The organism is Streptomyces sp. NPDC101178 (genome assembly GCF_044767965.1).
Taxonomy (GTDB): domain Bacteria; phylum Actinomycetota; class Actinomycetes; order Streptomycetales; family Streptomycetaceae; genus Streptomyces.
Window position 1 is genome coordinate 157,360 of record NZ_JBIWOZ010000002.1, and the last position, 26,348, is coordinate 183,707.

The following is a 26,348-nucleotide window of genomic DNA, read 5'->3' on the forward strand; positions in this document are numbered from 1 at the left end:
GCAGATATATACCGCAAATCAAACACGAAACGGGCTAATCACCCTAGTGCCGCAACGAAGTCGACCGATGCGCAGTTCCACGTGTCAGTTACCTTCGGGGAATCGGCCCTCATCGAGGTCCTTCATCAACCGGTCCAGACGCCTTGCCGCGTCCGGGAGATCGTGCTTCGCCGCGGCCGTGACGACCAGCAGCTTCCGGGAGAGCGCCATCCGTACGCCCTCCGGGACTTGCAGTGCACGCACCTTCGCGTGCGCTTCCTTCAACTGGTCGGCGACTTGGCCATAGAGCTTGAGTTGGCTGTCGCGTTCCATGCACCGATTGTGCCATCTGGGGCGAGTTGTCGCCCGAGGGGGGCTCAACAAGCGACTGCGCCCCCTGCCTGGAGGCAGGGGGCGCAGTCATGGAAAAGCGCTGCTCAGGCGTCAATTGTACGCGGTTTGTGGGACGGCCTGGCCGCCTCGTAAGCCGCGATGTCCGCTTCGTTCTGAAGGGTGAGGCTGATGTCGTCGAGGCCGTTGAGCAGGCGCCAGCGAGCGTTCTCGTCCAGCTCGAAGTCGGCGGTGATGCCCTCGGCGCGGACCTGGCGGGTCTCCAGGTCGACGGTGATCTCGGCGTTCGGGTCGGTCTCGCTCAGCTCCCACAGCGCGTCGACGACCTTCTGCTCCAGGACCACCGTCAGCAGGCCGTTCTTCAGCGAGTTGCCCCGGAAGATGTCGGCGAAGCGGGCGGAGATGACGGTCTTGAAGCCGAAGTTCTGCAGGGCCCAGACCGCGTGTTCGCGGGAGGAGCCCGTACCGAAGTCGGGACCGGCCACCAGGACCGAGGCGCCCTGGCGCTCGGGGCGGTTGAGGACGAAGTCCGGGTCCTTGCGCCAGGCTTCGAAGAGCCCGTCCTCGAACCCGTCGCGGGTGACCTTCTTCAGCCAGTGGGCGGGGATGATCTGGTCGGTGTCGACGTTGCTGCGGCGCAGCGGGACGGCCCGGCCGGTGTGTGTGGTGAAGGCTTCCATGGCTATGCGACTCCGGCGGGGGTACGGGTGTCGGACAGGTCGGCGGGCGAGGCCAGATGGCCCAGCACGGCGGTGGCTGCGGCGACCTGGGGCGAGACCAGGTGGGTGCGGCCGCCCTTGCCCTGCCGGCCCTCGAAGTTGCGGTTCGAGGTGGAGGCGGAGCGCTCGCCGGGCGCCAGCTGGTCGGGGTTCATACCGAGGCACATCGAGCAACCCGCGTGCCGCCATTCGGCGCCGGCCCCGGTGAAGACCTTGTCCAGGCCCTCGGAGACGGCCTGGAGAGCGACCCGGACGGAGCCCGGCACGACCAGCATCCGTACGCCCTCGGCGACTTTGCGGCCGTCCAGGATCGCGGCGGCGTTGCGCAGGTCCTCGATGCGGCCGTTGGTGCACGAACCTACGAAGACGGTGTCCACGCTGATCTCGCGCAGCGGCTGCCCGGCGGTCAACCCCATGTACTCCAGGGCCTTTTCGGCGGCATGGCGCTCCGAGGCGTCCTCGTACGAAGCGGGGTCGGGGACGTGCGCGGAGAGCGGCGCGCCCTGGCCGGGGTTGGTGCCCCAGGTGACGAACGGGGCCAGCTCGGTGGCGTCGATGACGACCTCGGCGTCGAACACCGCGTCGTCGTCGGAGCGCAGGGTCTTCCAGTACGCGACGGCCGCGTCCCACTCCTCGCCCTTGGGGGCGGCGTCGCGGCCCTCCAGATAGGCGAAGGTGGTCTCGTCCGGGGCGATCATGCCCGCGCGGGCACCGGCCTCGATCGACATGTTGCAGATGGTCATCCGGGCCTCCATCGAGAGCTTCTCGATGGCGGAGCCGCGGTATTCCAGGATGTAGCCCTGGCCGCCGCCGGTGCCGATCCGGGTGATGATCGCCAGGATCAGGTCCTTGGCGGTGACGTCCTCCGGCAGTTCGCCGTCGACCGTGATGGCCATGGTCCTGGGGCGGGCCAGCGGCAGCGTCTGGGTGGCCAGGACGTGCTCCACCTGGCTGGTGCCGATACCGAACGCCAGCGCGCCGAACGCCCCGTGCGTGGAGGTGTGGGAGTCACCGCAGACCACGGTGGTGCCGGGCTGGGTCAGCCCCAGCTGCGGGCCGACCACGTGCACGACGCCCTGCTCGACGTCGCCGAGCGGGTGCAGCCGTACGCCGAAGTCCGCGCAGTTCTTGCGCAGGGTCTCCAACTGGGCGCGGGAGACCGGGTCGGCGATCGGCTTGTCGATGTCGAGGGTCGGGGTGTTGTGGTCCTCGGTGGCGATGGTGAGGTCGAGGCGCCGCACCGGACGTCCGGCCTGGCGCAGACCGTCGAAGGCCTGCGGGCTGGTCACCTCGTGCAGCAGGTGCAGATCGATGAAGAGGAGGTCGGGCTCGCCCTCCGCGCGCCGGACGACATGGTCGTCCCAGACCTTCTCCGCGAGTGTCCTACCCATCGCTTTCCCTCCGGCCGGCGTCTTCGCCGGCCCAACTAGAGATTCGGTGCGCCGCCGTCCGGATCCCCGTGCGGGGCGGTGGCCGCGGGCCGTTGTGGGGCCGCCTCTACAGGTTCGCAACTTCCGCTGAAAATTGAACTTGCGTTTCACAGAGTGAGACGGGAGTATCGTCGTATGGACAACTCTAGCGGCGTCGGCGTTCTCGACAAGGCAGCTCTGGTATTGAGCGCCCTGGAGTCCGGTCCGGCCACCCTCGCCGGGCTGGTCGCGGCGACCGGGCTCGCACGGCCCACGGCCCACCGTCTGGCCGTGGCACTGGAACACCACCGGATGGTGGCGAGGGATATGCAGGGCCGGTTCATCCTCGGCCCCCGGCTGTCGGAACTGGCGGCCGCGGCGGGCGAGGACCGCCTGCTGGCGACGGCCGGACCGGTACTCACCCATCTGCGGGACATCACCGGCGAGAGCGCGCAGCTCTACCGCCGGCAGGGCGACATGCGCATCTGCGTGGCGGCGGCGGAACGGCTGTCCGGACTCCGGGACACGGTGCCGGTCGGCTCGACGCTCACCATGAAGGCGGGCTCCTCGGCCCAGATCCTGATGGCCTGGGAGGAGCCGGAGCGCCTGCACCGGGGCCTCCAGGGGGCCCGGTTCACGGCGACGGCGCTCTCCGGCGTACGGCGGCGGGGCTGGGCCCAGTCGATCGGCGAGCGGGAGCCGGGCGTGGCCTCGGTCTCGGCCCCGGTGCGCGGCCCGTCGAACCGGGTGGTCGCCGCCGTCTCGGTCTCCGGCCCCATCGAGCGCCTCACCCGCCACCCGGGCCGGATGCACGCCCAGGCGGTCATCGACTCGGCGGCCCGCCTGAGCGAGGCCCTGCGCCGCACGGGCTGACCCGCCCGCACCGCACCACCTCTCCCCCTGTTCCGGAAGGCCGCCCCAGCGCCGTGGCGGCCCTTTTTCTTTCCCGGCCAACAGCGGTGTGGGGTAGGCGACTTGGGTCGGAGCGCCCCGGCCCGGACAAGCGGAAGGGCCCTTCACCGAGGTGAAGGGCCCTTCCGTACCGCTCTGTTGTACCCCCGACCGGATTCGAACCGGCGCTACTGCCGTGAGAGGGCAGCGTGCTAGGCCGCTACACAACGGGGGCGTGGTTACTGCTGACTTGCGCTGGGCTACCAGGACTCGAACCTAGAATGACGGTACCAGAAACCGTAGTGTTGCCAATTACACCATAGCCCATGGTGTGACAAGTACCCCCGACCGGATTCGAACCGGCGCTACTGCCGTGAGAGGGCAGCGTGCTAGGCCGCTACACAACGGGGGCCCTAGCGATCCTGCATCGAGAGCGATGGGTGCGACCCATGATGTTCTCGCGGGAAGGATCTGTACCCCCGACCGGATTCGAACCGGCGCTACTGCCGTGAGAGGGCAGCGTGCTAGGCCGCTACACAACGGGGGCTTGTCCTGCTGGATACTGCTGGTCTTGCTCGGTACTGCGCTGGGCTACCAGGACTCGAACCTAGAATGACGGTACCAGAAACCGTAGTGTTGCCAATTACACCATAGCCCACTGAAATGCAACCCCTGGTGGGGGCTTCACTTCTGTCTGCGCTTCCCGGCCGGATCTTTCGGCCCGCTCGGGCGGCGCAGAAAGAACATTACCCGAAGGTGTCCGGCGCTCCAAAACGGGTATCTCCCGCCAGCAGGCCCGGGAGCTGGTCGAGGCCGGTGATCGTCACGAGGTCCGTCCGCCCGCCCCTCCCCCGCCGGTCGAGCCAGATCCCGGTCAGCCCGGCGGCCACGGCCCCGCTCGCGTCGATGTCCGGCTCGTCACCGATGTACGCCACCTCGTGCGGCGCCAGCGCGAGCGCCTCGCAGGCCGCGTGAAAGGCGCCGGGCTCGGGCTTGGAGACTCCCAGCTCCACCGCGCAGACCATCACCTCGAAGCGGTCCCGGACGCCGAGCGCGGTGAGTTTGCGGTGCTGGTGGTCGGTGCTGGAGTTGGAGAGGATCGCGTGCCGGTAGGCCGGTACCAGCCGGTCCAGGACGGGCAGCACGTCCGGGAAGAGCGCCCAGGCGGCCTCGTAGTGGGACAGGTGGCCGGCGAACCACGCGTCGGCCTCGGCGTCCGTCAGCGGCCGCGAGAGGAACTCCCGCACCCGGTCCCGGCGCTGGCCGAGGAAGTCCGTCTCGCCGGCCGCGACGCGCGCCCAGTGCCGGACCGTGATCGCCTTCCAGCCGGCGAGGGCCTCGTCGACCGTCGCGTACGCCTCGGGCAGTCCCACGCCTTCCAGGTGGAGCCGCATGCCGGCGCGGTCGGCGCCCGCGTAGTCGAAGATCGTGTCGTCGATGTCCCAGAGCACGGCTCGGATCGGCATGTACGTCACGTTAGCGGTAAAAGCCGGAGGGCCGCAGCCGGTCGGCTGCGGCCCTCCGCGGGGTGCTTCGTGCGCTTACGCGGCCAGCTTGGCGAGCGCCGCGTCGATGCGGGCCAGGCTCTTCTCGCGGCCCAGGATCTCCAGGGACTCGAAGAGCGGCAGGCCGACCGTACGGCCGGTGACGGCGACGCGGACCGGGGCCTGGGCCTTGCCGAGCTTGAGGCCGTGCGCCTCGCCGGCGGTGAGGACGGCGTTCTTCAGCGACTCCGCATCGCTCCAGTCGGCCGCCTCCAGGTTGGCGCGGGCCGTGGTCAGGAGCGCGGCCGGCTCGCCCTTCATCGCCTTGGTCCAGGACGCCTCGTCCTCCACCGGCTCGTCCAGGAAGAGGAAGTCGACGTTGTCCGTGATGTCGGAGAGCACCGTGACCCGGGTCTGGGCGTACGGGGCGATCCGCGTCCACTTCTCCGCGTCGAAGGATTCCGGGGCCCAGGGGGCGAACGGGGCCTTCAGCCAGGGGCCGCAGGCCTCGGTGAAGTCCTTCACATCGAGCATGCGGATGTGCTCGGCGTTGATGTGCTCGGCCTTCTTGAGGTCGAAGCGGGCCGGGTTGGCGTTGACGTCCTCGATGTCGAACGCGGCGATCAGCTCGTCCACCGAGAAGATGTCGCGGTCCTCGGCGATCGACCAGCCGAGCAGCGAGAGGTAGTTCAGCAGGCCCTCGGGGAGGAAGCCGCGCTCGCGGTAGAGGTTGAGCGAGGCCTGCGGGTCGCGCTTGGAGAGCTTCTTGTTGCCCTCGCCCATGACGTACGGCAGGTGGCCGAAGGCCGGGGTCTCCTTGGCGATGCCCAGCTCGATGAGCGCCCGGTACAGCGCGATCTGGCGCGGGGTTGAGGAGAGCAGGTCCTCGCCGCGCAGGACGTGGGTGATCTCCATCAGCGCGTCGTCGACCGGGTTGACCAGCGTGTAGAGCGGGGCCCCGTTGGCGCGGACGATGCCGTAGTCCGGGACGTTCTCCGGCTGGACGGTGATGTCGCCGCGGACCAGGTCGGTGAAGGTGATGGCCTCGTCGGGCATCCGGAAGCGGACGATCGAGGTGCGGCCCTCGGCCTCGTACGCCGCCTTCCGCTCGGCCGTGAGGTCGCGGCAGTGGCCGTCGTAGCCGGAGGGCTTGCCTGCGGCGCGGGCGGCGTCGCGGCGGGTGTCCAGCTCCTCGGTGGTGCAGTAGCAGGCGTACGCGTACCCGGCGGCGAGCAGCTTCTCGGCGACGTCCTTGTACAGGTCCATCCGCTGCGACTGGCGGTAGGGCGCGTGCGGGCCGCCGATCTCCGGGCCCTCGTCCCAGTCCAGGCCGAGCCAGCGCATCGAGTCGAGCAGCTGCTGGTAGGACTCCTCGGAGTCGCGCGCGGCGTCGGTGTCCTCGATCCGGAAGACCAGGGTGCCCTGGTGGTGCCGGGCGAAGGCCCAGTTGAACAGCGCCGTCCGGACCAGGCCCACGTGCGGGTTGCCGGTCGGGGAGGGACAGAAACGGACGCGTACAGGTGCGTTAGCCACGCTTGATCACCTTGTTGGTGAGAGTGCCGATGCCTTCGATGGTGACGGCGACCTCGTCGCCGACGTGCAGGGGTCCGACCCCTGCGGGGGTGCCCGTGAGGATCACGTCGCCCGGGAGGAGCGTCATGGCCTCCGTGATGTGGACGATCAGGTCCTCGACGGAGCGGACCATGTCGCTCGTACGGCCGAGCTGCCGCTGCTCGCCGTTGACCGTCGCCTGGATGGTGAGGTCGTGCGGGTCCACGTCGGTCTCCACCCAGGGGCCCAGCGGGCAGGAGGTGTCGAAGCCCTTGGCGCGGGCCCACTGCTTCTCGCGTGCCTGCACGTCGCGGGCGGTGACGTCGTTGGCGCAGGTGTAGCCGAGGATGACGTCCTTGACACGCTCGCGCGGGACCTCGCGGCACATGCGGCCGATGACCACGGCCAGCTCGGCCTCGTGGTGGAGGTCGCTGGAGAAGGAGGGGTACTCGATCGCGTCGCCGGAGCCGATCACCGAGGTGGTGGGCTTGAAGAAGGTGATCGGCGCGTCGGGGACCTCGTGGCCGAGCTCGGCGGCGTGCTCCGCGTAGTTGCGGCCGATGGCCACGACCTTGTTGGGGAGCACCGGAGGCAGCAGCCGGACCTTGTTCAGCGGGACCTTGGTGCCCGAGAGCTCGAAGTCGGCGTACGGGATGCCCTTGATGATGTCGAGGACGAGGTCACCGGATTCCACGGTGCCCTGTCCCTCGACGGCGCCGAAGGCGACATTGCCGTCGATGGAGAACCTGGCGATGCGCACGGGATGCTGTCGCCCCTCACTTGCTGGCTGGCTGAAGACTGACGCTCCAGGCTAACGCCGATGAGGGGGACAGCCACGCGTACGACGGGGTGCTACTGAGCGGTCGCGACCGGGGCTTCCATGAGGATGGTGCGGCGCGGGTTGGCCGTGACGGTGGGCAGTTCGGCGGCGTGCTCCGGCAGGAACGGCGTCTGCAGGGCCTCGGCGTCCTGGAGGTGCGCCAGCGTGGTGCGCCGGGGGTTGGCAATGTTGCGGATCGTCGTCGTCTTCATCTGCCGTCAGGACCCTGTCGGTGAGGGGCACCGCCTCGGCGGCGCCTGCTTGTCGGATTCGCCATCCCTGTAAAGCGTCAGGCTAAACATCCGATTCCCCACCGGAGCCGCGATGAGGCGACGATCATCATGTGAGTTTGCTCACGAACTAATCGACAATTAGGCCATTCCGGGCAGGCAATCATGGCGGGAGAAACGGACATTACCTCCCTGAATCCATCATTCCGCTCCTGATCATCGCGACTGGGACACCCTCCGCCCCTAAGCGACTCCTCCCCGATCGTCCTTTTTACCCACGATCACTCTCCACTGCTTGTTACTCGCTCATCACAACGTGTCACCCAGGTCACAGCCCGGTACATGGCCCTTGTTGGAGATCCTGCACTGTGCTGGAATTCCACGCACCGCCGCGGGTTTGAGGCCGGCGCACCGGGGCGCGACGCAGCGCCGAGGGGCGGCGGGAGGGGGAAGTACGCCGGTCACTCAACGACCACCATGGGGCGCGTCCAGCGCCCCACGACGCCGACACCGTTCTGTCCGTTCGCGGGTGGAACGCCTGGTCCAGAGGTTGCGACGCTAGTGCAGGGACGTTTCAAGAGGGATGGCAGCGCTCCGGCGGAACAGGAGCCGCGCGGCGGGACCGACCGCGGTTCCTCGCCCCAGCACGCCCAGAACCCCGGGCCGGCCGCTGCCGGCGACAACAGCGACCGAGCCAAGCCCACGGGCTCCGCGCCGAGCGGCGGAGCCGAGCCGAGCACGCCTTCCGCTTCCCGCGGCCCGGCCGATACGGGGTCGCGAATAGCGCTCCGTAACTGGCGCATCAGTACGCGACTGGTCTCCCTCCTCGCCCTCCCCGTGGTCGCAGCGACCAGCCTGGGCGGTCTGAGGATCAACGAGTCCATGACCGACATGCAGCAGCTGGAGCACATGCAGCTGCTGACCCAGATGACCAAGCAGGCGACCTCGCTCGCGCAGGCCCTCCAGGTGGAGCGCGACCAGTCCGCCGGTCCGCTCTCCAACGGCTCCAAGGCGACCGACTACAAGGTCTCCCAGCCGCGCGAGAAGACCGACCGGGCGAAGGACGCGTTCCTGGACGCGACCAACGAGATCGGCGACTTCGAGAACGACGACGCGCTGGAGAGCATCCACGCGAGCGTCGCCCAGATCGCCTCGCAGCTCGGCGACATCCGGTCGATCCGCAAGTCGGCGTACGAGGACGGCGCGCCGTCCCTCAACACCATCGACCAGTACAGCCAGCTGATCACCTCGCTGCTCAGCCTGTCCCAGGACATGGCCCAGGCGACCAGCAACCCGGACATGATCAAGCGGACCCGTGCGCTGGCGGCGTTCTCCTCCGCCAAGGAGTACGCCTCGATCCAGCGCGCGATCATCGCGGCCGCGCTGCCCGGCGGGTCGGTCAAGGAACCGCACCTCAACGAGAACGACAAGCAGTTCGGCTCCAACGCGCTCGACAAGGAAACCCGCGCGATCAGCTCGTTCAAGTCGATCTACGGGTCGACCGGCGAGAGCGCGGTGGACCTGATGGCGCCGCTGGACAACGGGAACAACCCCGAGATCAACGCGGCGAACATGTACGCCAAGCACATCCTCGACACCCCGAACGGGATCGAGGGGGCGAAGGTGCGCTCGTACATGGACTGGTACGACCAGTCGTCCACCAAGATCGACGCGATGAAGACGATCGAGACCACCCTCCTCAGCGACATGGAGGCCAAGGCGCGCGAACTGCGCGAGGCCTCCCAGCGCGAGGCGATCATCAACGGTGCGGTCATCCTCATCGTGCTCGGTGTCTCGCTCGTCGGCGCCTTCGTGGTGGCCCGCTCCATGATCCGCTCGCTGCGCCGCCTCCAGGACACCGCCACCCGCGTCGCCCAGGACCGGCTGCCCGAGCTCGTCAAGCAGCTCTCCGAGACCGACCCGCAGGACGTCGACACCTCCGTCGAGTCGGTCGGTGTGCACTCCCGGGACGAGATCGGCCAGGTGGCCGCGGCCTTCGACGACGTGCACCGCGAGGCCGTCCGCCTCGCCGCCGAGCAGGCCCTCCTGCGAGGCAACGTCAACGCGATGTTCACCAACCTCTCGCGCCGCTCCCAGGGCCTCATCCAGCGCCAGCTCTCGCTCATCTCCGAGCTGGAGTCGCGCGAGGCCGACCCGGACCAGCTCTCCTCGCTCTTCAAGCTCGACCACCTCGCGACCCGTATGCGCCGTAACGGTGAGAACCTCCTCGTCCTCGCCGGTGAGGAGCCGGGCCGCCGGTGGACCCGCCCCGTCCCGCTGGTCGACGTGCTCCGTGCCGCCGCCTCCGAGGTGGAGCAGTACGAGCGCATCGAGCTCTCCGCGGTGCCCGCCACCGAGGTCGCCGGCCGCGTCGTCAACGACCTCGTGCACCTCCTCGCCGAGCTGCTGGAGAACGCCACGTCGTTCTCCTCGCCGCAGACGAAGGTCCGGGTCACCGGTCACGCGCTGCCCGACGGCCGGGTGCTGGTCGAGATCCACGACACCGGTATCGGTCTCTCCCCCGAGGACCTCGCGGCGATCAACGAGCGGCTCGCACAGCCGCCGACCGTGGACGTCTCGGTCTCGCGCCGCATGGGTCTGTTCGTGGTCGGCCGGCTGTCGCTGCGTCACGGCATCCGCATCCAGCTGCGCCCCTCCGACTCCGGTGGCACGACCGCGCTGGTCATGCTGCCCGTCGATGTCGCCCACGGTGGCAAGCAGCCCCCGTCCAAGCAGGGTTCCGGCCAGCAGAACGGCTCCGCTCCCGGCGGCCTCCTCGCCGGCAACGGCGCGGCCGGCGGTCAGCGCCCCGGCATCGGCGGCGGGCCGGGCGGCCCGGGCGCCAAGAGCCTCGGCTCCGGCCCCGGCGGCCAGCGCGGCCAGGTCGGTGCGGGCTCCGGCCCGCGCGCCGCCCTCCCCGCGCGGGACAACGCCTCCGGCCGCCCGCAGAACACCGGCAACCCGAACCAGCCCTTCCCGGGCCAGGAGCCCCAGCGCCAGGGCGGCGGCCTCTCCGGCGCCTTCGGCAACGGCGCCCGGCTCGGCGCCCGCGGCCAGGGCGACGCTCCCGGCCGTACGGACACGGGTCAGCCGAACCTGTTCGGTCACGGCGCTCCGGCCGCCCCCGGCCAGAACGGCCGCTCGAACGTGTTCGCCCCGCAGAACCAGCAGGGGCAGCAGGGCCAGTACCAGGGCCAGCAGGGTCCGGGTCAGCAGGGCCGGCACCAGCCGCAGCCCCAGCAGGCCCGGCACGAGCAGAACGGCCCCGGCGGCCAGGGCGGTTTCCAGCAGCCCGGCGGCCCCGGCCGTCAGCTGCCGCCGACCGGCGGTCCCCGGGCCGAGCTGCCCGGCGGCAACCCGCAGCAGCGCCCCCAGGCCGCCAACTGGGGCGCGGACGCCCCGCGCGGCCACGAGGAGCACGACGCGACCGGGCAGTTCGCCCGGCCGGCGGGCCCCGGCCAGGACCAGGCGTTCAACGCGCCGCTGAACCAGGACCCGGGCGCCACCTCGCAGTTCGCCCGGCCGGACTTCAACGCACCGGCCCAGAACCAGGGTTACGGCCAGCAGGCCCAGGACCCGGCGGCCACCGCGCAGTTCGCCCGGCCCGACTTCAACGCGCCGCTCCAGCAGAACCAGAACCAGGGTCTGCCCGCGCCGCGTCAGCGCGGCCCGGAGGGCAACGGCTTCGGTGCCCCGCGTCCGTCGGCTTCCCCGGCGGGCGAGGCCCCGTACCGTCCCGCGCTCCCGCAGCAGCCGGAGGCCCTGCCGCCGGCCGGACCCGGGGACGGTCGTACGCCGCTGTACGACACCCTGGAGACCAACTGGTTCCACGGTCCGGGCCAGGGCGGTCAGCAGGCGGCCGAGCCGCAGGCGCCGGCCGCTCCCGAGCCCACCGGCGTACCCGTTCCGCCCATGCCGCAGCGTGGTGCGGCCGAGGCTCCGGTGACCAGCTCGTGGCGCGCCTCGCCCAACGACGAACTCGTACGCCAGGCCGAACGGGTCAAGAAGCCGGCCGCCGGCGGGGTCACCACTTCCGGGCTGCCCCGCCGTGTTCCCCGCGCCAATTTGGTTCCGGGGACCGCTCAGCAGCAGAATCACCAGTCCGGACCTCAGGTTTCGCGTGCGCCCGATGACGTACGCGGTCGTCTGACCAATCTCCGCCGGGGCATCCAGCAGGGACGGCAGGCCAACAACGGCCCGTCGACCGGCAGTATCCATCTCGGCCCCACTCACCAGCAGGAGCGTTAGTTGAGCCCCATGAGTCAGGCCGCGCAGAATCTGAACTGGCTGATCACCAACTTCGTGGACAACACCCCAGGGGTGTCCCACACGGTGGTGGTCTCCGCGGATGGCCTGCTGCTGGCGATGTCCGAAGGATTCCCGCGCGACCGCGCCGACCAGCTGGCGGCCGTGGCCTCCGGTCTGACGTCGCTGACCGCCGGCGCGTCCCGGATCTTCGAGGGCGGCGCCGTCAGCCAGACCGTTGTGGAGATGGAGAGGGGATTCCTCTTCCTCATGTCCATCTCCGACGGGTCCTCACTCGCCGTTCTCGCCCACCCGGACGCCGATATCGGTCTGGTCGGTTACGAGATGGCCCTCCTGGTCGACCGTGCGGGCACCGTCCTCACGCCCGACCTCCGCGCCGAGCTCCAGGGCAGTCTGCTTCATTAAGCGGCCGTCCTGCGGATTCACGACACGATCCCCTCAGGTAATGCCCACAACCCTCACCCGCCAGGCCGCCTTAGTCCCCTCACCGGCCCCTTGCAGATGGCAAGCCGAGAACCTGCTGTCACGCCCGGAGGATTCATGACCCCGCCACCCGCCTCACCCGATCCGTACGGCGCACTGCACCACGCGTCGTACGACGAGGGAGGCGACCAGCCGCTGGTTCGTCCTTACGCCATGACCGGTGGCCGGACCCGGCCGCGTTACCAGCTCGCGATAGAGGCACTGGTCAGCACCACCGCGGACCCGGCGCATCTGGGGACACTGCTCCCCGAGCACCAGCGGATCTGCCACCTGTGCCGTGAGGTCAAGTCGGTGGCAGAGGTCTCCGCGCTGCTGTCGATGCCGCTCGGCGTCGCCCGCATCCTCGTGGCGGACCTGGCGGAAGCCGGCATGGTGGCCATCCACCAGCCGGGCAATGGAGAGGCCGGCGGCGCGCCGGATGTGACACTGCTCGAAAGGGTGCTCAGTGGACTTCGCAAGCTCTAGCGGCGGGACGGCCCGCGCCACTACCTCCGCGAAGATCGTGGTGGCGGGCGGTTTCGGCGTGGGCAAGACCACGTTCGTCGGTGCGGTGTCGGAGATCAATCCGCTGCGCACCGAGGCCGTCATGACATCCGCGTCCGCGGGCATCGACGACCTGACCCACACCGGGGACAAGACGACGACCACCGTCGCGATGGACTTCGGCCGTATCACGCTCGACCAGGACCTGATCCTGTACCTGTTCGGTACGCCGGGCCAGGACCGCTTCTGGTTCATGTGGGACGACCTGGTCCGCGGCGCCATCGGCGCCGTCGTCCTCGTCGACACCCGCCGCCTCGCCGACTGCTTCCCCGCAGTCGACTACTTCGAGAACAGCGGCCTCCCCTTCGTCATCGCCCTCAACGGCTTCGACGGACACCAGCCCTACACCCCCGACGAAGTCCGCGAAGCACTCCAGATCGGACCGGACGCCCCCATCATCACGACGGACGCCCGCCACCGCGCGGACGCCAAGAGCGGCCTGATCACCCTGGTCGAGCACGCGCTGATGGCACGCCTGAAGTAGTCCCGACAAGTAGGCGTAAGTCGTTTTTGCCATACGGAAGTTGTTGTAGTCACGCGGGGGCGGCCTGTGTCGTTTGACACGATCCGCCCCCGCGTTCATAACATTTCGACAGAGAATTGCCCCCGCGCCACCACCCGACGCATCCACCTGGTGCCACTGCGCTCACATGAGCCCCGCCTTTTGACGGGGCTCGCTCTTTATGCCCGTTTTATCTGAGGCGTGGGCCACTCGGAATGATCGATTCCGAGTGTTTGGAAGGGGGCCCGTCCCCGTGCTGCAATTCGTCGAACTCCCGAGTAGTCACGGCCCTGAACGAATAATCCGGCACAACGTAGGTGCCGACGCCGAGAGGTTGTTGGTCGAGTGAGGCGAAGCAACGAGGGCTCCGCGCCGCAGCCCGAGCGGGGCAACTTCACCCCGCCGTCGCACGCTGCGACGTCGCCCGCACAGGCACCCGAGCCGGAGCCGGCCGCCGGCAGCACCAGCCGGTTCTCCCCGCGCAACTGGCGGGTGGCCACCCGCCTGAACGCGATCCTCCTGATCCCGGTCATCATCGGCCTGATCATGGGCGGCTTCCAGGTGAAGGGGTCCATCGACACCTGGAGCGAGGCCCAGGAGGCCGAGAAGATCGCGCGCATCGTCCGCGCGGCCTCGGACTACGGCCAGGCCCTGCTCAACGAGCGGGACCTCACCGCCCAGCCGCTGCTCTCCGGCGACCGGGACGCCGACATCGTCGAGGAGACCCGGGCGACCACGGACGAGGCGCGTGCGGCCTTCGACGCCTCGGTGAAGGACATGCCCGCCAAGCCGGGCCTGGAGCGCCGTCTCAAGCTCTTCAAGGTCGACGAGCCGGGGCTCCCCGAGCTCCGCAAGGCCGCCTACTCGCAGGCGCTCGACCCGGTGAAGACCGAAGAGGGCTACACCCAGGTCCAGCACTCGCTGATGCAGTTCGCCAACGAGCTCGGCCTCGGCACCGGCAACGTCACCAGCTACGGCCGTACCGTCTACGCGATCGAGCTGTCCAAGGCTGCAGAATCGCTTCAGCGCTCGATCGGCATGCACCTGCTGGTGCGCCCGAGCAAGAAGCCCGCCGTCTACAACGACCAGGTCAAGGCCTTCGGCTCGTACAACTACCTGGAGCAGATCGCGCTCGCCGAGTTCAACGCCGGCGGCACCCAGGCCGACGTGGACCGCCTCAAGCAGGTCATGGCGGGCAAGGCAGAGGAGGGCGCCAGGCAGCTCAAGGCCGCCCGTGAGCAGGCCGACGCCGCCGACCAGGACTTCGTGGCGCCGCCGAGCATCGACGGCTCGGTCTTCGACGGCATGGTGCAGGAGATCGGCAAGGGCCAGGACCCGGAGGAGCTGGCGAAGAAGGGCATCACGCCCGAGACCTGGATGGCGGCCGCCACCGCCAAGTTCGAGGGGTACGCGACCGTCGAGAAGGACCTCGTCGACAAGGCGGTGGACGAGGCCGCGAAGATCTCCTCCGAGGCCAAGTCCGACGCCATCGTCAACGGTCTCATCGTCGTCATCGCGCTCCTGGCCGCCTTCGTCCTGGCCGGGCTCATGGCCCGCCAGATGAGCCGGTCGATGCGCCAGCTGCGGACCGCCGCCTTCTCCATCGCCGAGCAGCGGCTGCCCTCCCTCGTCGACCAGCTCTCGCGCACCGATCCGGGCCGGGTCGACACCAGGGTGCAGCCGATCCCGATCACCACACAGGACGAGATCGGCGAGGTCGCCCGCGCCTTCGACCAGGTGCACCGCGAGGCCGTCCGGCTCGCCGCCGAGCAGGCCATGCTGCGGGGCAACGTCAACGCGATCTTCACCAACCTCTCGCGCCGCAACCAGTCGCTCATCGAGGGCCAGCTGACCCTCATCACCGACCTGGAGAACAACGAGGCCGACCCGGACCAGCTGGAGAGCCTCTTCAAGCTGGACCACCTGGCGACCCGTATGCGGCGCAACGGCGAGAACCTGCTCGTCCTCTCCGGCGAGGAGCCCGGCCGCCGCTGGGACCAGCCGGTGCCGCTGGTCGACGTCCTGCGCGCCGCCTCCTCCGAGGTGGAGTCGTACGAGCGCATCGAGCTGTCCGGCGTCCCCGAGGCCGAGATCCACGGCCGGGCCGTCACCGACCTCGTGCACCTGCTGGCCGAGCTGCTGGAGAACGCCACCACGTTCTCCTCGCCGCAGACCAAGGTCCGCGTCACCGCGACCCGGCTGCCCGACGGCCGCGTCATGGTCGAGATCCACGACAAGGGCATCGGCCTCACCGCAGAGGACTTCGCCGACATCAACCACAAGCTGGCCAACCCGCCGACGGTGGACGCCGCCGTCTCCCAGCGCATGGGCCTCTTCGTGGTCGGCCGGCTCGCCGACCGGCACGGCATCCGGGTCCAGCTGCGCCCCTCGGGCGAGCAGGCCGGGACGACGTCGCTGGTCATGCTCCCGGACGCGATCACCCACGGTGGCGGTGGCGAGACCCTGCACGGGCAGGACGACTTCACCGTCTCCTCGATCATTCCCGAGCAGCAGAGCGCCTTCGACCCGGCGCCGCAACCCGGCCAGATGCGTACGGCGGCGGAGCTCGGCTTCGACGACTCCCGCTACGAGGTCCCGGCGGACCCGGCCCAGCTGGACCCGGTCAACCGTTCGCTGATGCGCGAGGAGCGCCGGGCGGCGCTGGAGGCCCAGACCGGCCCCGGCTCCCCGTTCCCGGACGGCTCGCAGGAGCAGCAGGGTTACGGCCAGGACCAGTACGCCCAGGAGCCGTACGCCGACGCGCAGGGCTCCGGACAGGACCCGTACGGCGGCAACGGCGCGCAGGGGTACGCCCAGGAGTCCTACGGCCAGGACCAGTACGGCCAGACCTCCACCCAGCAGGCCCAGCAGACCCCGTACGCCGACTCCTACGAGCAGCAGCAGGGTTACGGCTCCGAGAACGGCTTCCCGCAGCAGCAGGAGCAGCCGCGGAACGGGTACGCGGAAGCGGCATATGCCGCTCCGGAGAACCCTCAGGACGCGTACGCCGCCGACCGGTACGCTGCCTCGACCGACCAGTCCCACCAGGACGACTGGCCTGTTCAGAGCGGTTCTCAGAACACTTTTGAGCCGGTTCGGCAGGCTGAGGCGGAATCTGTTCCGAGTGTTCCCGCACCGTCACAGGAGCGCGTAGGCTTCGACCGTCCGGGGTCCGCCCCGAATGTCGGCCACGAGCTGACCGATGCCGGTCTGCCCCGCCGCGGCGGGGCGCAGCACTGGCAGCCGAGCGGCCGCGGCAACGACCGGCCCGCTCCGGCTCCGCAGCCGCAGCCGCGGCAGGAAGAGCGGCAGGACCCGCAGACGGACGGGGAAGGCACTGACGACTGGCGCTCGACGAATGACGAGCGCTGGGAGCGGGCCGAGAAGCTCCGTGAGCCGAAGGCGGGCGGAATCACCCCCTCCGGTCTCCCCCGGCGCGTGCCCAAGGCCAACCTGGTCGAGGGCACTGCGGAGCAGACCCAGCAGGGCGGCCCACAGGTCTCCCGCGCCCCCGAGGACGTCCGCGGCAGGTTGAGCAACCTGCGGCGGGGCATCCAGCGGGGACGCAACGCGGGGTCGGACACCAGTACCACCTACAACCAGGAGCGTTAGTGTGAGCCCGATGAGCCAGGCGGCGCAGAATCTCAACTGGTTGATCACCAACTTCGTGGACAACACCCCCGGGGTGTCGCACACGGTGGTGGTCTCCGCCGACGGACTCCTGCTGGCCATGTCCGAAGGATTCCCGCGCGACCGCGCCGACCAGCTGGCGGCCGTGGCCTCCGGTCTGACGTCGCTGACCGCGGGCGCCTCGCGGATCTTCGAGGGCGGAGCGGTGAACCAGACCGTGGTGGAGATGGAGCGGGGATTCCTCTTCATCATGTCCATCTCGGACGGTTCGTCACTCGCCGTTCTCGCCCACCCGGACGCGGACATCGGTCTGGTCGGGTACGAAATGGCCCTCCTGGTCGACCGCGCGGGCAGTGTCCTGACCCCGGACCTCCGCGCCGAACTTCAGGGAAGTCTTCTTAACTAGTAGACAGACAGTGCGTTTCTCGCCACCGGGCCATAAGGTGCGGTGGCGCGGCCCCACTGGGATCGGCGACCGGCAGTCGGAGGAGGAAACGTGGCAGCACCCACAGGCGGACACTCTTACGAGGGTGAACAGAGGGTTCCGGGTGAGCACGGCGACAACCGTTTCGGCTACCCCGCAGCATCCGGCGGCCAGGCCCCGGGGAACGCATATCAGCCATACCAGCAGCCGCAGCAGCAGCACGGCGCCCATGGTGCGCAGGGGTCCGAGTGGCCCCAGCAGCAGCCGGGTTCGCCGTGGCCGCAGCAGCAACAGCCCCAGCAGCGGTACGACGCGCCGCAGCAACAGCGTGTCCAGCCGGTGCAGCAGCGGTGGGCCCCCGAGCCCGCCAAGCCGGCGGCGCACAACCCGCTGGTCCGTCCGTACGCCATGACCGGCGGCCGGACCCGGCCGCGTTACCAGCTCGCCATCGAGGCGCTGGTCAGCACGACGGCCGATCCGTCCCGGCTGCAAGGGCAGTTGCCCGAGCACCAGCGGATCTGCCGGCTCTGCATCGAGATCAAGTCGGTCGCCGAGGTTTCGGCCCTTCTCTCGATCCCCCTCGGCGTTGCCCGGATCCTCGTCGCCGACCTGGCAGAGGCCGGACTCGTCGCCATCCATCAGCCCGGCGGCGACGAGGCCGCCGGCGGCCAGCCAGATGTGACACTGCTCGAAAGGGTGCTCAGTGGACTTCGCAAGCTCTAGCGGCGGAGCGGCCCGCTCCACTACCTCGGCGAAGATCGTGGTGGCAGGGGGCTTCGGCGTGGGTAAGACCACGTTTGTCGGTGCCGTTTCGGAGATCAATCCGCTGCGCACCGAAGCCGTGATGACGTCCGCGTCCGCGGGCATCGACGACCTGACCCACACCGGGGACAAGACCACCACGACGGTGGCCATGGACTTCGGGCGCATCACCCTGGACCAGGACCTGATCCTGTACCTGTTCGGTACGCCGGGCCAGGACCGCTTCTGGTTCATGTGGGACGACCTGGTCCGCGGCGCCATCGGCGCCGTCGTCCTCGTCGACACCCGCCGCCTCGCCGACTGCTTCCCCGCCGTCGACTACTTCGAGAACAGCGGCCTCCCCTTCGTCATCGCCCTCAACGGCTTCGACGGACACCAGCCCTACACCCCCGACGAAGTCCGCGAAGCACTCCAGATCGGACCGGACACCCCGATCCTGACGACGGACGCCCGCCACCGCGCCGACGCCAAGAGCGCGCTCATCACGCTGGTCGAGCACGCCCTGATGGCCCGCCTGCGTTAAAGGCACGTACGCGAAGGGCCCCGCACTCCTGAGGAGTGCGGGGCCCTTCGCGTACCAGGCGTGCGGCGGGTCAGCCCTGCCAGCTGTGCGGCGCGCGGAAGCCGGGCGTGCGCTCCAGGCGGCGCCAGCCTGCCGTGTCGCGGCCGCGGTGGGCGGGGGCGGACGGCTGGGCGGCGGCGCGGGCCATCAGGACGGCGGTGATGGCCGCCAGCTCCTCGGGGTCGGCGTGACCCTTCTCGACGCGCAGGACGGACTCGGCGGAAGTCAGGCTCATGGTGGGGTGTCTCCGTCTTCTCGGCAGGTGTCGTGGACCGTGCGGCGGATCGCGCCGCTGCGGAGGGGCGACTACTGCGGGGGGTTGCCGTGCTTGCGGGACGGCAGGTCGGCGTGCTTGGTGCGGAGCATGGCGAGCGAGGCGATGAGCACCTCGCGGGTCTCGGCGGGGTCGATGACGTCGTCGACCAGGCCGCGCTCGGCCGCGTAGTAGGGGTGCATCAGCTCGGCCTTGTACTCCTTGACCATGCGGGCGCGCATGGCCTCGGGGTCCTCGGCGTCGGCGATCTGGCGGCGGAAGATGACGTTGGCGGCGCCTTCGGCGCCCATCACCGCGATCTCGTTGGTGGGCCAGGCGTAGGTGAGGTCGGCTCCGATGGACTGGCTGTCCATGACGATGTACGCGCCTCCGTAGGCCTTGCGCAGGATCAGCGAGATCCGGGGCACGGTGGCGTTGCAGTAGGCGTACAGCAGCTTGGCGCCGTGCCGGATGATCCCACCGTGCTCCTGGTCGACGCCGGGCAGGAAGCCGGGGACGTCCAGAAGGGTGATGATCGGGATGTTGAAGGCGTCGCACATCTGGACGAAGCGAGCGGCCTTCTCGGACGCCTCGATGTCCAGCACGCCCGCCAGCGCCTGCGGCTGGTTGGCGACGATGCCGACGACCTGGCCGTCCAGGCGGGCCAGCGCGCAGATGATGTTGCGGGCCCAGCGCTCGTGGATCTCCAGGTAGTCGCCGTCGTCGACGAGCTCCTCGATCACCTGGTGCATGTCGTACGGGCGGTTGCCGTCGGCCGGGACCAGGTCGAGCAGGACGTCACCGCGGCGGTCGGCCGGGTCGTCGCTCTCGACCGTCGGCGGGTTCTCGCGGTTGTTGGAGGGCAGCATCCCGATGAGGTAGCGGACCTCGGCGATGCAGGTCTCCTCGTCGTCGTACGCGAAGTGCGCGACGCCGGAGGTCTCGGCGTGCACGTCGGCGCCGCCGAGGCCGTTCTGGGTGATCTCCTCGCCGGTGACCGCCTTGACGACGTCCGGTCCGGTGATGAACATCTGCGAGGTCTCGCGGACCATGAAGACGAAGTCGGTGAGCGCCGGGCTGTAGGCCGCGCCGCCCGCGCACGGGCCGAGCATCACGCTGATCTGCGGGATGACACCGGAGGCGCGCGTGTTGCGCTGGAAGATGCCGCCGTAGCCGGCGAGCGCCGAGACGCCCTCCTGGATACGGGCGCCGGCGCCGTCGTTGAGCGAGACCAGGGGGGCACCGGCCGAGATGGCCATGTCCATGATCTTGTGGATCTTCGTGGCGTGGGCCTCGCCCAGCGCGCCGCCGAAGATCCGGAAGTCGTGCGCGTAGACGAAGACCGTGCGGCCCTCGACCGTGCCCCAGCCGGTGATGACACCGTCGGTGTACGGCTTCTTGGCCTCCAGGCCGAACCCGGTCGCCCGGTGGCGGCGAAGCTGCTCGACCTCCTTGAACGAGCCCGCGTCCAGCAGCAGCTCGATGCGCTCGCGCGCGGTCAGCTTGCCCTTGGCGTGCTGCGCCTGGGTCGCGCGCTCGCTGGGGCCGCGCCGGGCCTGCTCGCGCAGGGCCAGCAGTTCGGCCACCCGGCCACGCGCGTCGCTCGGCTGCTCACCCTGGGTTTCGTCCACAACGGTCATGCATCGACCCTACGAACCCCGACCCAGAAATCGTGCCGTCGACTCCGTACAGTCTCCTGCCCGGTTTCGTGGTGGGAGTGAACAGAACCATCCCGCCGGGCACGCGATCCACCAGCGAAACGCCGCTCTCCGTTGTGTGAACCCTACAAAGGGCTCGGTGTGCCGTGGGCCACACGCCGCTGAGGGGGCCCGAAGGCCCCCTCAGTATGGCCCAGCATTGTTCAGCTCGGCTCCACCGCACCGCGACCGCTGTTGGCCGGCGGTTCAAACCCCGCAGTGGAAGCGGGCGTCGCCCCAGTCGGCGTGGTCGTTGCCGTTGCCGTCACCGCCGTCGTCGACGACGAGTTCGACGTACCGCGCGCCGGTGGTGTCGGCGGTGAGCTTCCAGGCCGGATCGGCGGCCCCGAGCACCGGCGACGTCACCTTCTCCGTGCCGTCGGCGGAGACGGAGAACCGGACGCTGCCGCGCGTGGCCTGGACGTCGTCGACCCCGACCTCCGCGGTGAACGAGGTGCACTTCCCGCCCAGGTAGTAGCGGACCGTAGCCGGGGCGTGGGTGCCGAGCCCCTTGGCGTAGGTGACCCCGCCGATGCGCAAGGGACTGCCGTCGCCGGTTCCGGTCTCCCCGTTGGACTGATCGCGCTCGACAGGCCCCCAGCCGTTCCTGGACGCCGTCCAGTCGAGGTCACTGGCCCAGCTGTCCTCGGTGGGCGGCGGCGGCAGCGTGCGTACGGAGGTCTGCGCGCCGAGCGTACGCGGGGAGCCCTGGGCGGCGTACGTGGCTTGCGCGCCGAGCTGGTACGTGGCGTACGGGGTGTCCACCGGCGGCGTGACCCGCCAGCTGCCGGTGACCTTCGCGCCCGGAGCGACGGAGTCGAAGGCGACGGCCCCGGCGGGCTCGGCTCGCCAGCCCTCCGGCACGGTCAGCGCCAGCTTCACACCGGTGGCGGCGGTCGCCTCGTCGTTGCCGAAGGTCGCCTTCACGGTGTTCGGTCCACCCGGCTCCAGCGTCTCGGCGTCGGCGGCCACACCGAGCGTGCCGCAGACGGCCTCCCGTCCGGCGGGCGCGGGGCCCAGGTCGGTCACGGTGAAGGCGTCGAGCACGAAGTCCGCGCCCTCCGGAGCCCCGGCCAGCTTCCGCAGCCCGGTCCAGGTGTCGCCGCAGCCGGCGGTGAGGGTGTGCGTGAAGCGGCCGGTGGTGCGCTGCTGCCCGATCGGCGTGGAGCGGGTCTCGGTGGACGACGCCTTGCCGTCGGCGACCCGGTCGTAGCCGTCGACCCAGGCGTACGCCCCGGCGTGGCTGGACTGGTGGTCGAAGGCGATCTCGTACCGGTGACCGTCCTTCATCGGGACGGTCCAGGGGGCGGTGCGGTAGACGAGCCCGGTGTTCTCCTCGTGGGACTTGAGGGACTCCTTCCCCCCGAGCACGTCGTCGATCAGCTTTCCGTTCCAGCCGGACTGCGTGTACGGGGCGTTGAGCTGCGAGATGTGGGTGCGGGGATCGGTGGAGCCGCCCGCGTCGCCCTTGAGGAAGGGACCCCAGCCCTGGTCGACCGCCTCGAAGTCCTCGTACACGAGCGTGCCGGGCCGGGTGGCGGGCGCGTTCTCGACGATCCGTACGTCATCGGCGCGGACCGTCGCCGCAGAACCCGGCGCCGCCTCGACGCGCAGGGTGGTGCGGCCGTCGGCGGGCGCGGTGAAGGTGACCTTGGCGCGCTGGAAGCGGGTGCCGTGCCAGTCGGAGGCGGCGACGAAGTCCTCGGCCGTGGAGCGCTCGACGGCGACGGACTTCCCTCCCGCGCTCAGCACCGTACGACGGGACTGGCCGGGCTCCACCTCGATGAGGGCGGAGGCGGTGTAGCGGGCACCGGGCCTGAGGCCGGTGACGGGCTGGGAGAGGGCGGCGGTGGCGGTGCCGGAGAGGGCGGCGCTGTTGCGGCCCTGGTCGTCGGTGTCCCGTACGACGGTTCCGGTCTTCGTCCAGCCCTTCAGCGTACGGTCGTTGAAGCCGGGATCCTTGAGCGGCGTGCCCTGGCCCCATCCGGGGTCGGCCGCGCGCGGCGCCTGGTCGGGGTAGAGGACGTACGGCTGTCCGGCGGTGGCGGTCAGCGTGATCTGCCCGTCGGCGGACGGGCGTACGGTGGCGGTCTTCGCGCGGCCGTTGTCGGTCAGCGCGTACACCGTGTACGGGCCCTTGCCCGGCACCCGCCAGGTGCTGGTGCCGCCGGTCTCGCTGTAGTGGTAGAGCTTCTTCCCGCCGTCCCACGGCAGCAGGTAGTCGGTGCCGCTGAGCACCTTGCGGCCCTGGTCGTAGAAGGTCCGCTTGCCGTCCTCGACCGTGCCGCGCACTCCCTCGGTGAAGGTGATGTCGTTGCCGTTCCAGCGGGTGATCCTCTGCTGCTGGAGGTACTTGGCGGGCAGGTTCTTCTGCCAGATCGCGGCGGTGAAGGCGTTCCAGTCAGTCTCGCCGGTCCAGCCCTCGAACTCCTCCAGGACGCTCTGGCCGAGGACCGGGTGGTTGTTCCAGATGTCCTTCTCGCCGTTGCGGATGAAGCGGATGATCTGCGAGTTGAGGCCCTTGTTGGTGGCGCCGCCGTAGTTCAGGTCGTTGGCCCAGTGCGACCAGAGCGAGGCGCGCTCGAACTTGTCGGCCCACTCGGTGCCGACCGTCCAGCCCTGCTTCTGGACGGCCTGGATGGTCTTGTCGGCGATCCAGCCGTGGCTGTAGTAGACGTCGATGTAGAGGAAGTCGAGGTTCTTGTCGGTCTCGTCGCGCAGCTGCTGGAAGCGCTTCGCCAGGTCGCCGCTGTTGAGGTCGCGGCGCTGGTCGATGTAGTAGCTCTGGTTGAGCCAGTTCCAGCCGGGCTTGGCCTTGTCGACGAGCTGCTCGCTGAAGGCCTTGGCCTCCGGGTAGGACTCGGTGGCGTTGACGTGGACGCCGAAGTCGGCGCCCCACTTCTTGCCCTGCTTGAGCAGCGTGTTGAGGTCCTTGAGCCCGCCGGCCCGCTTGTTGTGGTTGCCGCCGTAGTCCGGGTGGGCGGAGTCGTGGCCCTCGGAGCCGTACCCCTTGAGGACGGCGAGCTGGCCGAGACCGTCGGTGGCCTGGGAGATCCGCTTGACGTCGTCGAGGGTGCGCAGGAAGGGGTGGGTGGCCTGGCTGGCGAAGTTGAACGGGATGTGGGTGACGACCCGCTCGGCGGTCTGCTCGCTGCCGGGCGCGGTGATGCCGATGGAGCGGAAGGCGACGGCCCCGTCCTGCCAGTCGACGGACCGGTCGCCGTTGGCGTCCGGGGTGATGACGACCTTGGCCCACGGCAGGTTCTCGCCGCTCTCCGGCTTGGGCGCGCCCTCGCCCCGGTAGGTCCACTGGCCGGAGCCGACGCCGACCCGGACGCTGCCGTCGGCCTCGGTGCGGGCCTGGTGCCAGAAGCGGGCGTCGTCGCCGCCGGTGGGTCCGGAGGGCTTGTCGTAGGAGGAGTTGGACTCGACGGCGGCGGCGAGGGAGGAGGTGTTGAGGATCGCGTAGGTGGCGCCGAGGGGTGCGGGGTCGGGCTGGGTGGCGGCGGTGACCTTGGCGAAGACGTCGGCGGTCCGGGTGGAGTCCGGGTCCAGCGTGGTGAACGCGGTGGCGGCGCCGGGTTCGGTGGAGCCGACCGAGATCAGGTCGTGGCCGGGGATGTCGATGGTCCCGACCCGGAAGGCGGCGGTGTCACGGACGGCGGTCACCTTGAAGGTGGTGGTCCGGCCGGAGACGGTGAGCGAGGCGTCGATCTCCACGCCGGGCAGGCCGGGGAAGGCGAGGGTGTAGCGGGCGGAGGAGCCCTTGATCCTCGGCCCGGCCTTGAGCTTCACCGGGTGGGCGGTGCCGTTGAGGGTGATCGCGGTGACCGGCCGCGTACTGCCGAGCAGGCTCTTGCCGCCGGCGCGGTCGGTGTACGACAGGACGCGCGGGAAGTCGCGGGCCACGGCGACGGTGAGGTGGGGGGAGCCGATGGTGGCGGCCGACGCACCGGGCGTTGCCGCTGCGGCCTTCGCCGCTCCGGCCGGTGGTGCGGAGGGCGGACCGGCGGCTGCGGCGGGGAGGGCGGCGGTCGCCACGAGCGCCAGGACGGCGGCCGAGGCGACGGCTGAGGCCACGGAGACCGGGCCGGCGGAGGGGAATCTTGGCGACATGGCCCTTGAGTAGTCGCCGTGTCGGGACACCGTCAACGCATGCCGGTCCCGAGGGCCGTCTCCGTCCAACAACCGTGGTCCGTTAGTCCAAGTGGCCTGGGCGCCGACCACGACCGGCGTCCCGTTCACCTCTTGTCCGCCACCGCCTCCGTACGGTTGCCACCGCCTCCTTACGGTTACGGTTCGCACCCGCTCGGTTCCGGCAAGTACCGCTTCCGGGCGTCGAGTTGTGAAGACCCGGAGTTTTTGAGAGCGCTCTCAGCCATAAGTCTTGACGGCCGCTCCACCCCTGGCGAGAGTGGTGCGCACTCCCGCAGACACCCCCACTGTCCGGTCTCTCCCCACCCACCCCACGGCCTGACCCCGCAACCTGTCTGCGGCCCCCACACACTCGGGAGTTCCCTCGTGATTTCACGCCGAATGTTCCTGACCGGCGCCGCCGCTTCGGCCGCCGCGCTGACGTACCCCGCCTGGGGCACCGCCCTCAGCCCGCGCGCCTCTGCCGCGCCCGCCACCTGCGAAATCGCCCTGGAGAACAAGTCGTTGCCGGGCACGGTGCACGCGTACGTCACCGGCCATGAGCTGGGCACCGACCGCTGGGTGCTGCTCCGGCCGAACGGCGAGGTCTACCGCCCCGACTCCCCCGGCGCCCCGCAGACCCCGCTCCCGGTGGACTGCGCGATCCCGCTCAACGCGGCCGGCGCGGCCCCGGTGGTGCTGACCCTGCCGCAGATGTACGGCGCGCGGGTCTACTTCGTCCGCGACGACAAGCTGGACTTCTTCCTCAACCCGGGCCCCTCGCTGGTGGAGCCCGCCTTCGCCACGCCGACGGACCCGAACTACGGGCGGACCTGGGCGTTCGCCGAGTTCACCTTCAACACCGAGCAGCTGTACTCCAACATCAGCTACGTGGACCTGATCACCGCACTCCCGATCGGCATCACGCTGGAGGGCGACGGGACGCACGTCGTGGCCCCGCATCCCGAGGGCGCCGCGGAGCGGATCGCGGAGGACCTCATCGCCCAGGCCGCCGCCGACGGGCAGCCGTGGGACCAGCTGGTCACCCGGGGCGACGACGGCAAGGTGCTGCGGGTGGTCTCACCGCAGAACATCATGGCGCCGTACTTCGACCGGCCGGCCGAGATGCCGTTCCGGGGCCTGTTCGAGGCGCAGATCGACGAGGTGTGGGAGAAGTACCGCTCGGAGGACCTGCGGATCGACCTCCAGGGCGGGCGGGGCACGCTGGCGGGCCGGGTGAGCGGCGACACCCTGACCTTCGAGGGCGGCCACACCTTCACCAAGCCGGAGACGAAGGACATCTTCACCTGCAACCACGGGCCGTTCACCAACAACCCGGGCGACTCCGACGACAAGAAGGCGATCCTGGCGCGGCTGGCGGCCGGCTTCAACCGGTCGATCATGCTGAGCCACCCGAGCCAGCCGAACGGCACGTCGGTGTCGGACTACTACAAGACGCAGGTGACCAACCACTGGTCCCGCGTGGTGCACGCCAACAGCCCGATCGGCTACGCGTTCCCGTACGACGATGTCCGCCCGGACGGCGAGCCGGACGTCTCGGGCGCGGCGCACGACGGGAACCCGCGCCGCTTCACGGTGAGCGTGGGCTCCTGACCCCTTGGGTGAACACCTCGCGCCGGGCCCGCGTCACAGAGGGC

General features: G+C 70.0%; 20 protein-coding genes and 5 tRNA genes. 10 read left to right on the forward strand and 15 right to left on the reverse strand.

Going from position 1 to position 26,348, the window contains the following annotated elements; translation table 11 throughout:
- Positions 1–84 precede the first annotated feature (84 nt).
- The 3 genes from ACIRR8_RS04845 to leuC all read right to left on the reverse strand — a co-directional run bounded on the left by ACIRR8_RS04845 (position 85) and on the right by leuC (position 2,440).
- On the reverse strand, positions 85–312 hold the full coding sequence (locus tag ACIRR8_RS04845) for a hypothetical protein (RefSeq protein WP_404059012.1): 228 nt from the start codon (positions 310–312) through the stop codon (positions 85–87).
- 104 nt (positions 313–416) lie between these two features.
- Positions 417–1,010, reverse strand: a complete 594-nt coding sequence (gene leuD, locus ACIRR8_RS04850; RefSeq protein ID WP_404059015.1) for a 3-isopropylmalate dehydratase small subunit — start codon at positions 1,008–1,010, stop codon at positions 417–419.
- 2 nt (positions 1,011–1,012) lie between these two features.
- Positions 1,013–2,440 carry a 3-isopropylmalate dehydratase large subunit gene (leuC, locus tag ACIRR8_RS04855; RefSeq protein WP_404059018.1) on the reverse strand — a complete coding sequence of 476 codons (1,428 nt, stop codon included), beginning with the start codon at positions 2,438–2,440 and terminating at the stop codon, positions 1,013–1,015.
- A gap of 174 nt (positions 2,441–2,614) precedes the next feature.
- Here leuC and ndgR point away from each other — a divergent pair, with 174 nt between their 5' ends.
- Positions 2,615–3,331, forward strand: coding sequence for an IclR family transcriptional regulator NdgR (gene ndgR, locus ACIRR8_RS04860; protein ID WP_003966003.1), 717 nt, complete (start codon positions 2,615–2,617; stop codon positions 3,329–3,331).
- A 180-nt stretch (positions 3,332–3,511) separates the two neighbouring features.
- Here ndgR and ACIRR8_RS04865 read toward each other — a convergent pair.
- The 9 genes from ACIRR8_RS04865 to ACIRR8_RS04905 form a co-directional block, all read right to left on the reverse strand.
- A tRNA-Glu gene (locus tag ACIRR8_RS04865) sits at positions 3,512–3,584 on the reverse strand.
- 20 nt (positions 3,585–3,604) lie between these two features.
- Positions 3,605–3,676, reverse strand: a tRNA-Gln gene (locus tag ACIRR8_RS04870).
- A 12-nt stretch (positions 3,677–3,688) separates the two neighbouring features.
- Positions 3,689–3,761, reverse strand: a tRNA-Glu gene (locus ACIRR8_RS04875).
- A gap of 62 nt (positions 3,762–3,823) precedes the next feature.
- Positions 3,824–3,896: transfer RNA gene (locus ACIRR8_RS04880), tRNA-Glu, on the reverse strand.
- A gap of 39 nt (positions 3,897–3,935) precedes the next feature.
- Positions 3,936–4,007, reverse strand: a tRNA-Gln gene (locus ACIRR8_RS04885).
- Positions 4,008–4,095: 88 nt separating this feature from the next.
- Positions 4,096–4,815 (reverse strand): HAD family hydrolase, encoded by a 720-nt coding sequence (locus ACIRR8_RS04890; protein WP_404059021.1) that lies wholly within the window; start codon positions 4,813–4,815, stop codon positions 4,096–4,098.
- Positions 4,816–4,890: 75 nt separating this feature from the next.
- The gene (gene gltX, locus ACIRR8_RS04895; RefSeq protein WP_404059024.1) at positions 4,891–6,366 is read right to left on the reverse strand and encodes a glutamate--tRNA ligase; all 1,476 of its coding nucleotides are present in this window, start codon (positions 6,364–6,366) and stop codon (positions 4,891–4,893) included.
- Positions 6,359–7,144 carry a fumarylacetoacetate hydrolase family protein gene (locus ACIRR8_RS04900; RefSeq protein WP_404059027.1) on the reverse strand — a complete coding sequence of 262 codons (786 nt, stop codon included), beginning with the start codon at positions 7,142–7,144 and terminating at the stop codon, positions 6,359–6,361. The genes gltX and ACIRR8_RS04900 overlap by 8 nt, the downstream gene beginning before the upstream one ends.
- A 92-nt stretch (positions 7,145–7,236) precedes the next feature.
- Positions 7,237–7,416, reverse strand: a complete 180-nt coding sequence (locus ACIRR8_RS04905) for a hypothetical protein (protein ID WP_404059030.1) — start codon at positions 7,414–7,416, stop codon at positions 7,237–7,239.
- A gap of 579 nt (positions 7,417–7,995) precedes the next feature.
- On the opposite strand from ACIRR8_RS04905, the gene ACIRR8_RS04910 reads away from it, so the two are divergent.
- The 8 genes from ACIRR8_RS04910 to ACIRR8_RS04945 all read left to right on the forward strand — a co-directional run bounded on the left by ACIRR8_RS04910 (position 7,996) and on the right by ACIRR8_RS04945 (position 18,567).
- Positions 7,996–11,682: a nitrate- and nitrite sensing domain-containing protein gene (locus ACIRR8_RS04910; RefSeq protein ID WP_404059033.1), complete on the forward strand. Its 3,687-nt coding sequence runs from the start codon at positions 7,996–7,998 to the stop codon at positions 11,680–11,682.
- A gap of 9 nt (positions 11,683–11,691) precedes the next feature.
- Complete coding sequence (locus ACIRR8_RS04915) at positions 11,692–12,105, forward strand: roadblock/LC7 domain-containing protein (protein WP_006127850.1); 414 nt, start codon at positions 11,692–11,694, stop codon at positions 12,103–12,105.
- A 135-nt stretch (positions 12,106–12,240) separates the two neighbouring features.
- Complete coding sequence (locus tag ACIRR8_RS04920; protein ID WP_015611637.1) at positions 12,241–12,648, forward strand: DUF742 domain-containing protein; 408 nt, start codon at positions 12,241–12,243, stop codon at positions 12,646–12,648.
- Positions 12,629–13,210, forward strand: coding sequence for an ATP/GTP-binding protein (locus tag ACIRR8_RS04925; RefSeq protein ID WP_015611636.1), 582 nt, complete (start codon positions 12,629–12,631; stop codon positions 13,208–13,210). Before ACIRR8_RS04920 ends, ACIRR8_RS04925 begins: the two co-directional genes overlap by 20 nt.
- 363 nt (positions 13,211–13,573) lie before the next feature.
- Positions 13,574–16,840 (forward strand): nitrate- and nitrite sensing domain-containing protein, encoded by a 3,267-nt coding sequence (locus ACIRR8_RS04930; RefSeq protein WP_404059036.1) that lies wholly within the window; start codon positions 13,574–13,576, stop codon positions 16,838–16,840.
- Between the two features lie 10 nt (positions 16,841–16,850).
- Positions 16,851–17,264 (forward strand): roadblock/LC7 domain-containing protein, encoded by a 414-nt coding sequence (locus tag ACIRR8_RS04935; RefSeq protein ID WP_006127847.1) that lies wholly within the window; start codon positions 16,851–16,853, stop codon positions 17,262–17,264.
- Between the two features lie 90 nt (positions 17,265–17,354).
- Positions 17,355–18,005 (forward strand): DUF742 domain-containing protein, encoded by a 651-nt coding sequence (locus ACIRR8_RS04940; RefSeq protein WP_404059039.1) that lies wholly within the window; start codon positions 17,355–17,357, stop codon positions 18,003–18,005.
- Positions 17,986–18,567 carry an ATP/GTP-binding protein gene (locus ACIRR8_RS04945; RefSeq protein ID WP_014048542.1) on the forward strand — a complete coding sequence of 194 codons (582 nt, stop codon included), beginning with the start codon at positions 17,986–17,988 and terminating at the stop codon, positions 18,565–18,567. Before ACIRR8_RS04940 ends, ACIRR8_RS04945 begins: the two co-directional genes overlap by 20 nt.
- Positions 18,568–18,637: 70 nt before the next feature.
- Here the strand turns inward: ACIRR8_RS04945 and ACIRR8_RS04950 are convergent, their stop codons facing one another.
- From ACIRR8_RS04950 to ACIRR8_RS04960, 3 genes are all read right to left on the reverse strand, one after another.
- Entirely contained in the window at positions 18,638–18,841 is a 204-nt protein-coding gene (locus ACIRR8_RS04950) for an acyl-CoA carboxylase subunit epsilon (protein ID WP_093692620.1), read from the reverse strand.
- 71 nt (positions 18,842–18,912) lie between these two features.
- Positions 18,913–20,499: an acyl-CoA carboxylase subunit beta gene (locus ACIRR8_RS04955; protein WP_404059043.1), complete on the reverse strand. Its 1,587-nt coding sequence runs from the start codon at positions 20,497–20,499 to the stop codon at positions 18,913–18,915.
- A 264-nt stretch (positions 20,500–20,763) separates the two neighbouring features.
- Positions 20,764–24,672, reverse strand: coding sequence for an endo-alpha-N-acetylgalactosaminidase family protein (locus ACIRR8_RS04960; protein WP_404059046.1), 3,909 nt, complete (start codon positions 24,670–24,672; stop codon positions 20,764–20,766).
- Positions 24,673–25,092: 420 nt separating this feature from the next.
- Between ACIRR8_RS04960 and ACIRR8_RS04965 the strand changes: the two genes are divergently transcribed.
- Entirely contained in the window at positions 25,093–26,304 is a 1,212-nt protein-coding gene (locus ACIRR8_RS04965) for a glycoside hydrolase family 64 protein (RefSeq protein WP_404060649.1), read from the forward strand.
- The last annotated feature ends 44 nt before the right edge of the window (positions 26,305–26,348 follow it).

What these genes read in the sequence shown, in the direction of transcription:
- ACIRR8_RS04845 (WP_404059012.1), bottom strand. Translation starts at nt 312, where the DNA reads ATGGAACGCGACAGCCAACTCAAGCTCTATGGCCAAGTCGCCGACCAG.
- ACIRR8_RS04950 (WP_093692620.1), bottom strand. Translation starts at nt 18,841, where the DNA reads ATGAGCCTGACTTCCGCCGAGTCCGTCCTGCGCGTCGAGAAGGGTCAC.
- ACIRR8_RS04935 (WP_006127847.1), top strand. Translation starts at nt 16,851, where the DNA reads ATGAGCCAGGCGGCGCAGAATCTCAACTGGTTGATCACCAACTTCGTG.
- ACIRR8_RS04965 (WP_404060649.1), top strand. Translation starts at nt 25,093, where the DNA reads ATGTTCCTGACCGGCGCCGCCGCTTCGGCCGCCGCGCTGACGTACCCC.
- ndgR (WP_003966003.1), top strand. Translation starts at nt 2,615, where the DNA reads ATGGACAACTCTAGCGGCGTCGGCGTTCTCGACAAGGCAGCTCTGGTA.
- ACIRR8_RS04905 (WP_404059030.1), bottom strand. Translation starts at nt 7,416, where the DNA reads ATGAAGACGACGACGATCCGCAACATTGCCAACCCCCGGCGCACCACG.
- leuD (WP_404059015.1), bottom strand. Translation starts at nt 1,010, where the DNA reads ATGGAAGCCTTCACCACACACACCGGCCGGGCCGTCCCGCTGCGCCGC.
- ACIRR8_RS04915 (WP_006127850.1), top strand. Translation starts at nt 11,692, where the DNA reads ATGAGTCAGGCCGCGCAGAATCTGAACTGGCTGATCACCAACTTCGTG.
- ACIRR8_RS04960 (WP_404059046.1), bottom strand. Translation starts at nt 24,672, where the DNA reads ATGTCGCCAAGATTCCCCTCCGCCGGCCCGGTCTCCGTGGCCTCAGCC.
- ACIRR8_RS04920 (WP_015611637.1), top strand. Translation starts at nt 12,241, where the DNA reads ATGACCCCGCCACCCGCCTCACCCGATCCGTACGGCGCACTGCACCAC.
- ACIRR8_RS04890 (WP_404059021.1), bottom strand. Translation starts at nt 4,815, where the DNA reads ATGCCGATCCGAGCCGTGCTCTGGGACATCGACGACACGATCTTCGAC.
- leuC (WP_404059018.1), bottom strand. Translation starts at nt 2,440, where the DNA reads ATGGGTAGGACACTCGCGGAGAAGGTCTGGGACGACCATGTCGTCCGG.
- ACIRR8_RS04955 (WP_404059043.1), bottom strand. Translation starts at nt 20,499, where the DNA reads ATGACCGTTGTGGACGAAACCCAGGGTGAGCAGCCGAGCGACGCGCGT.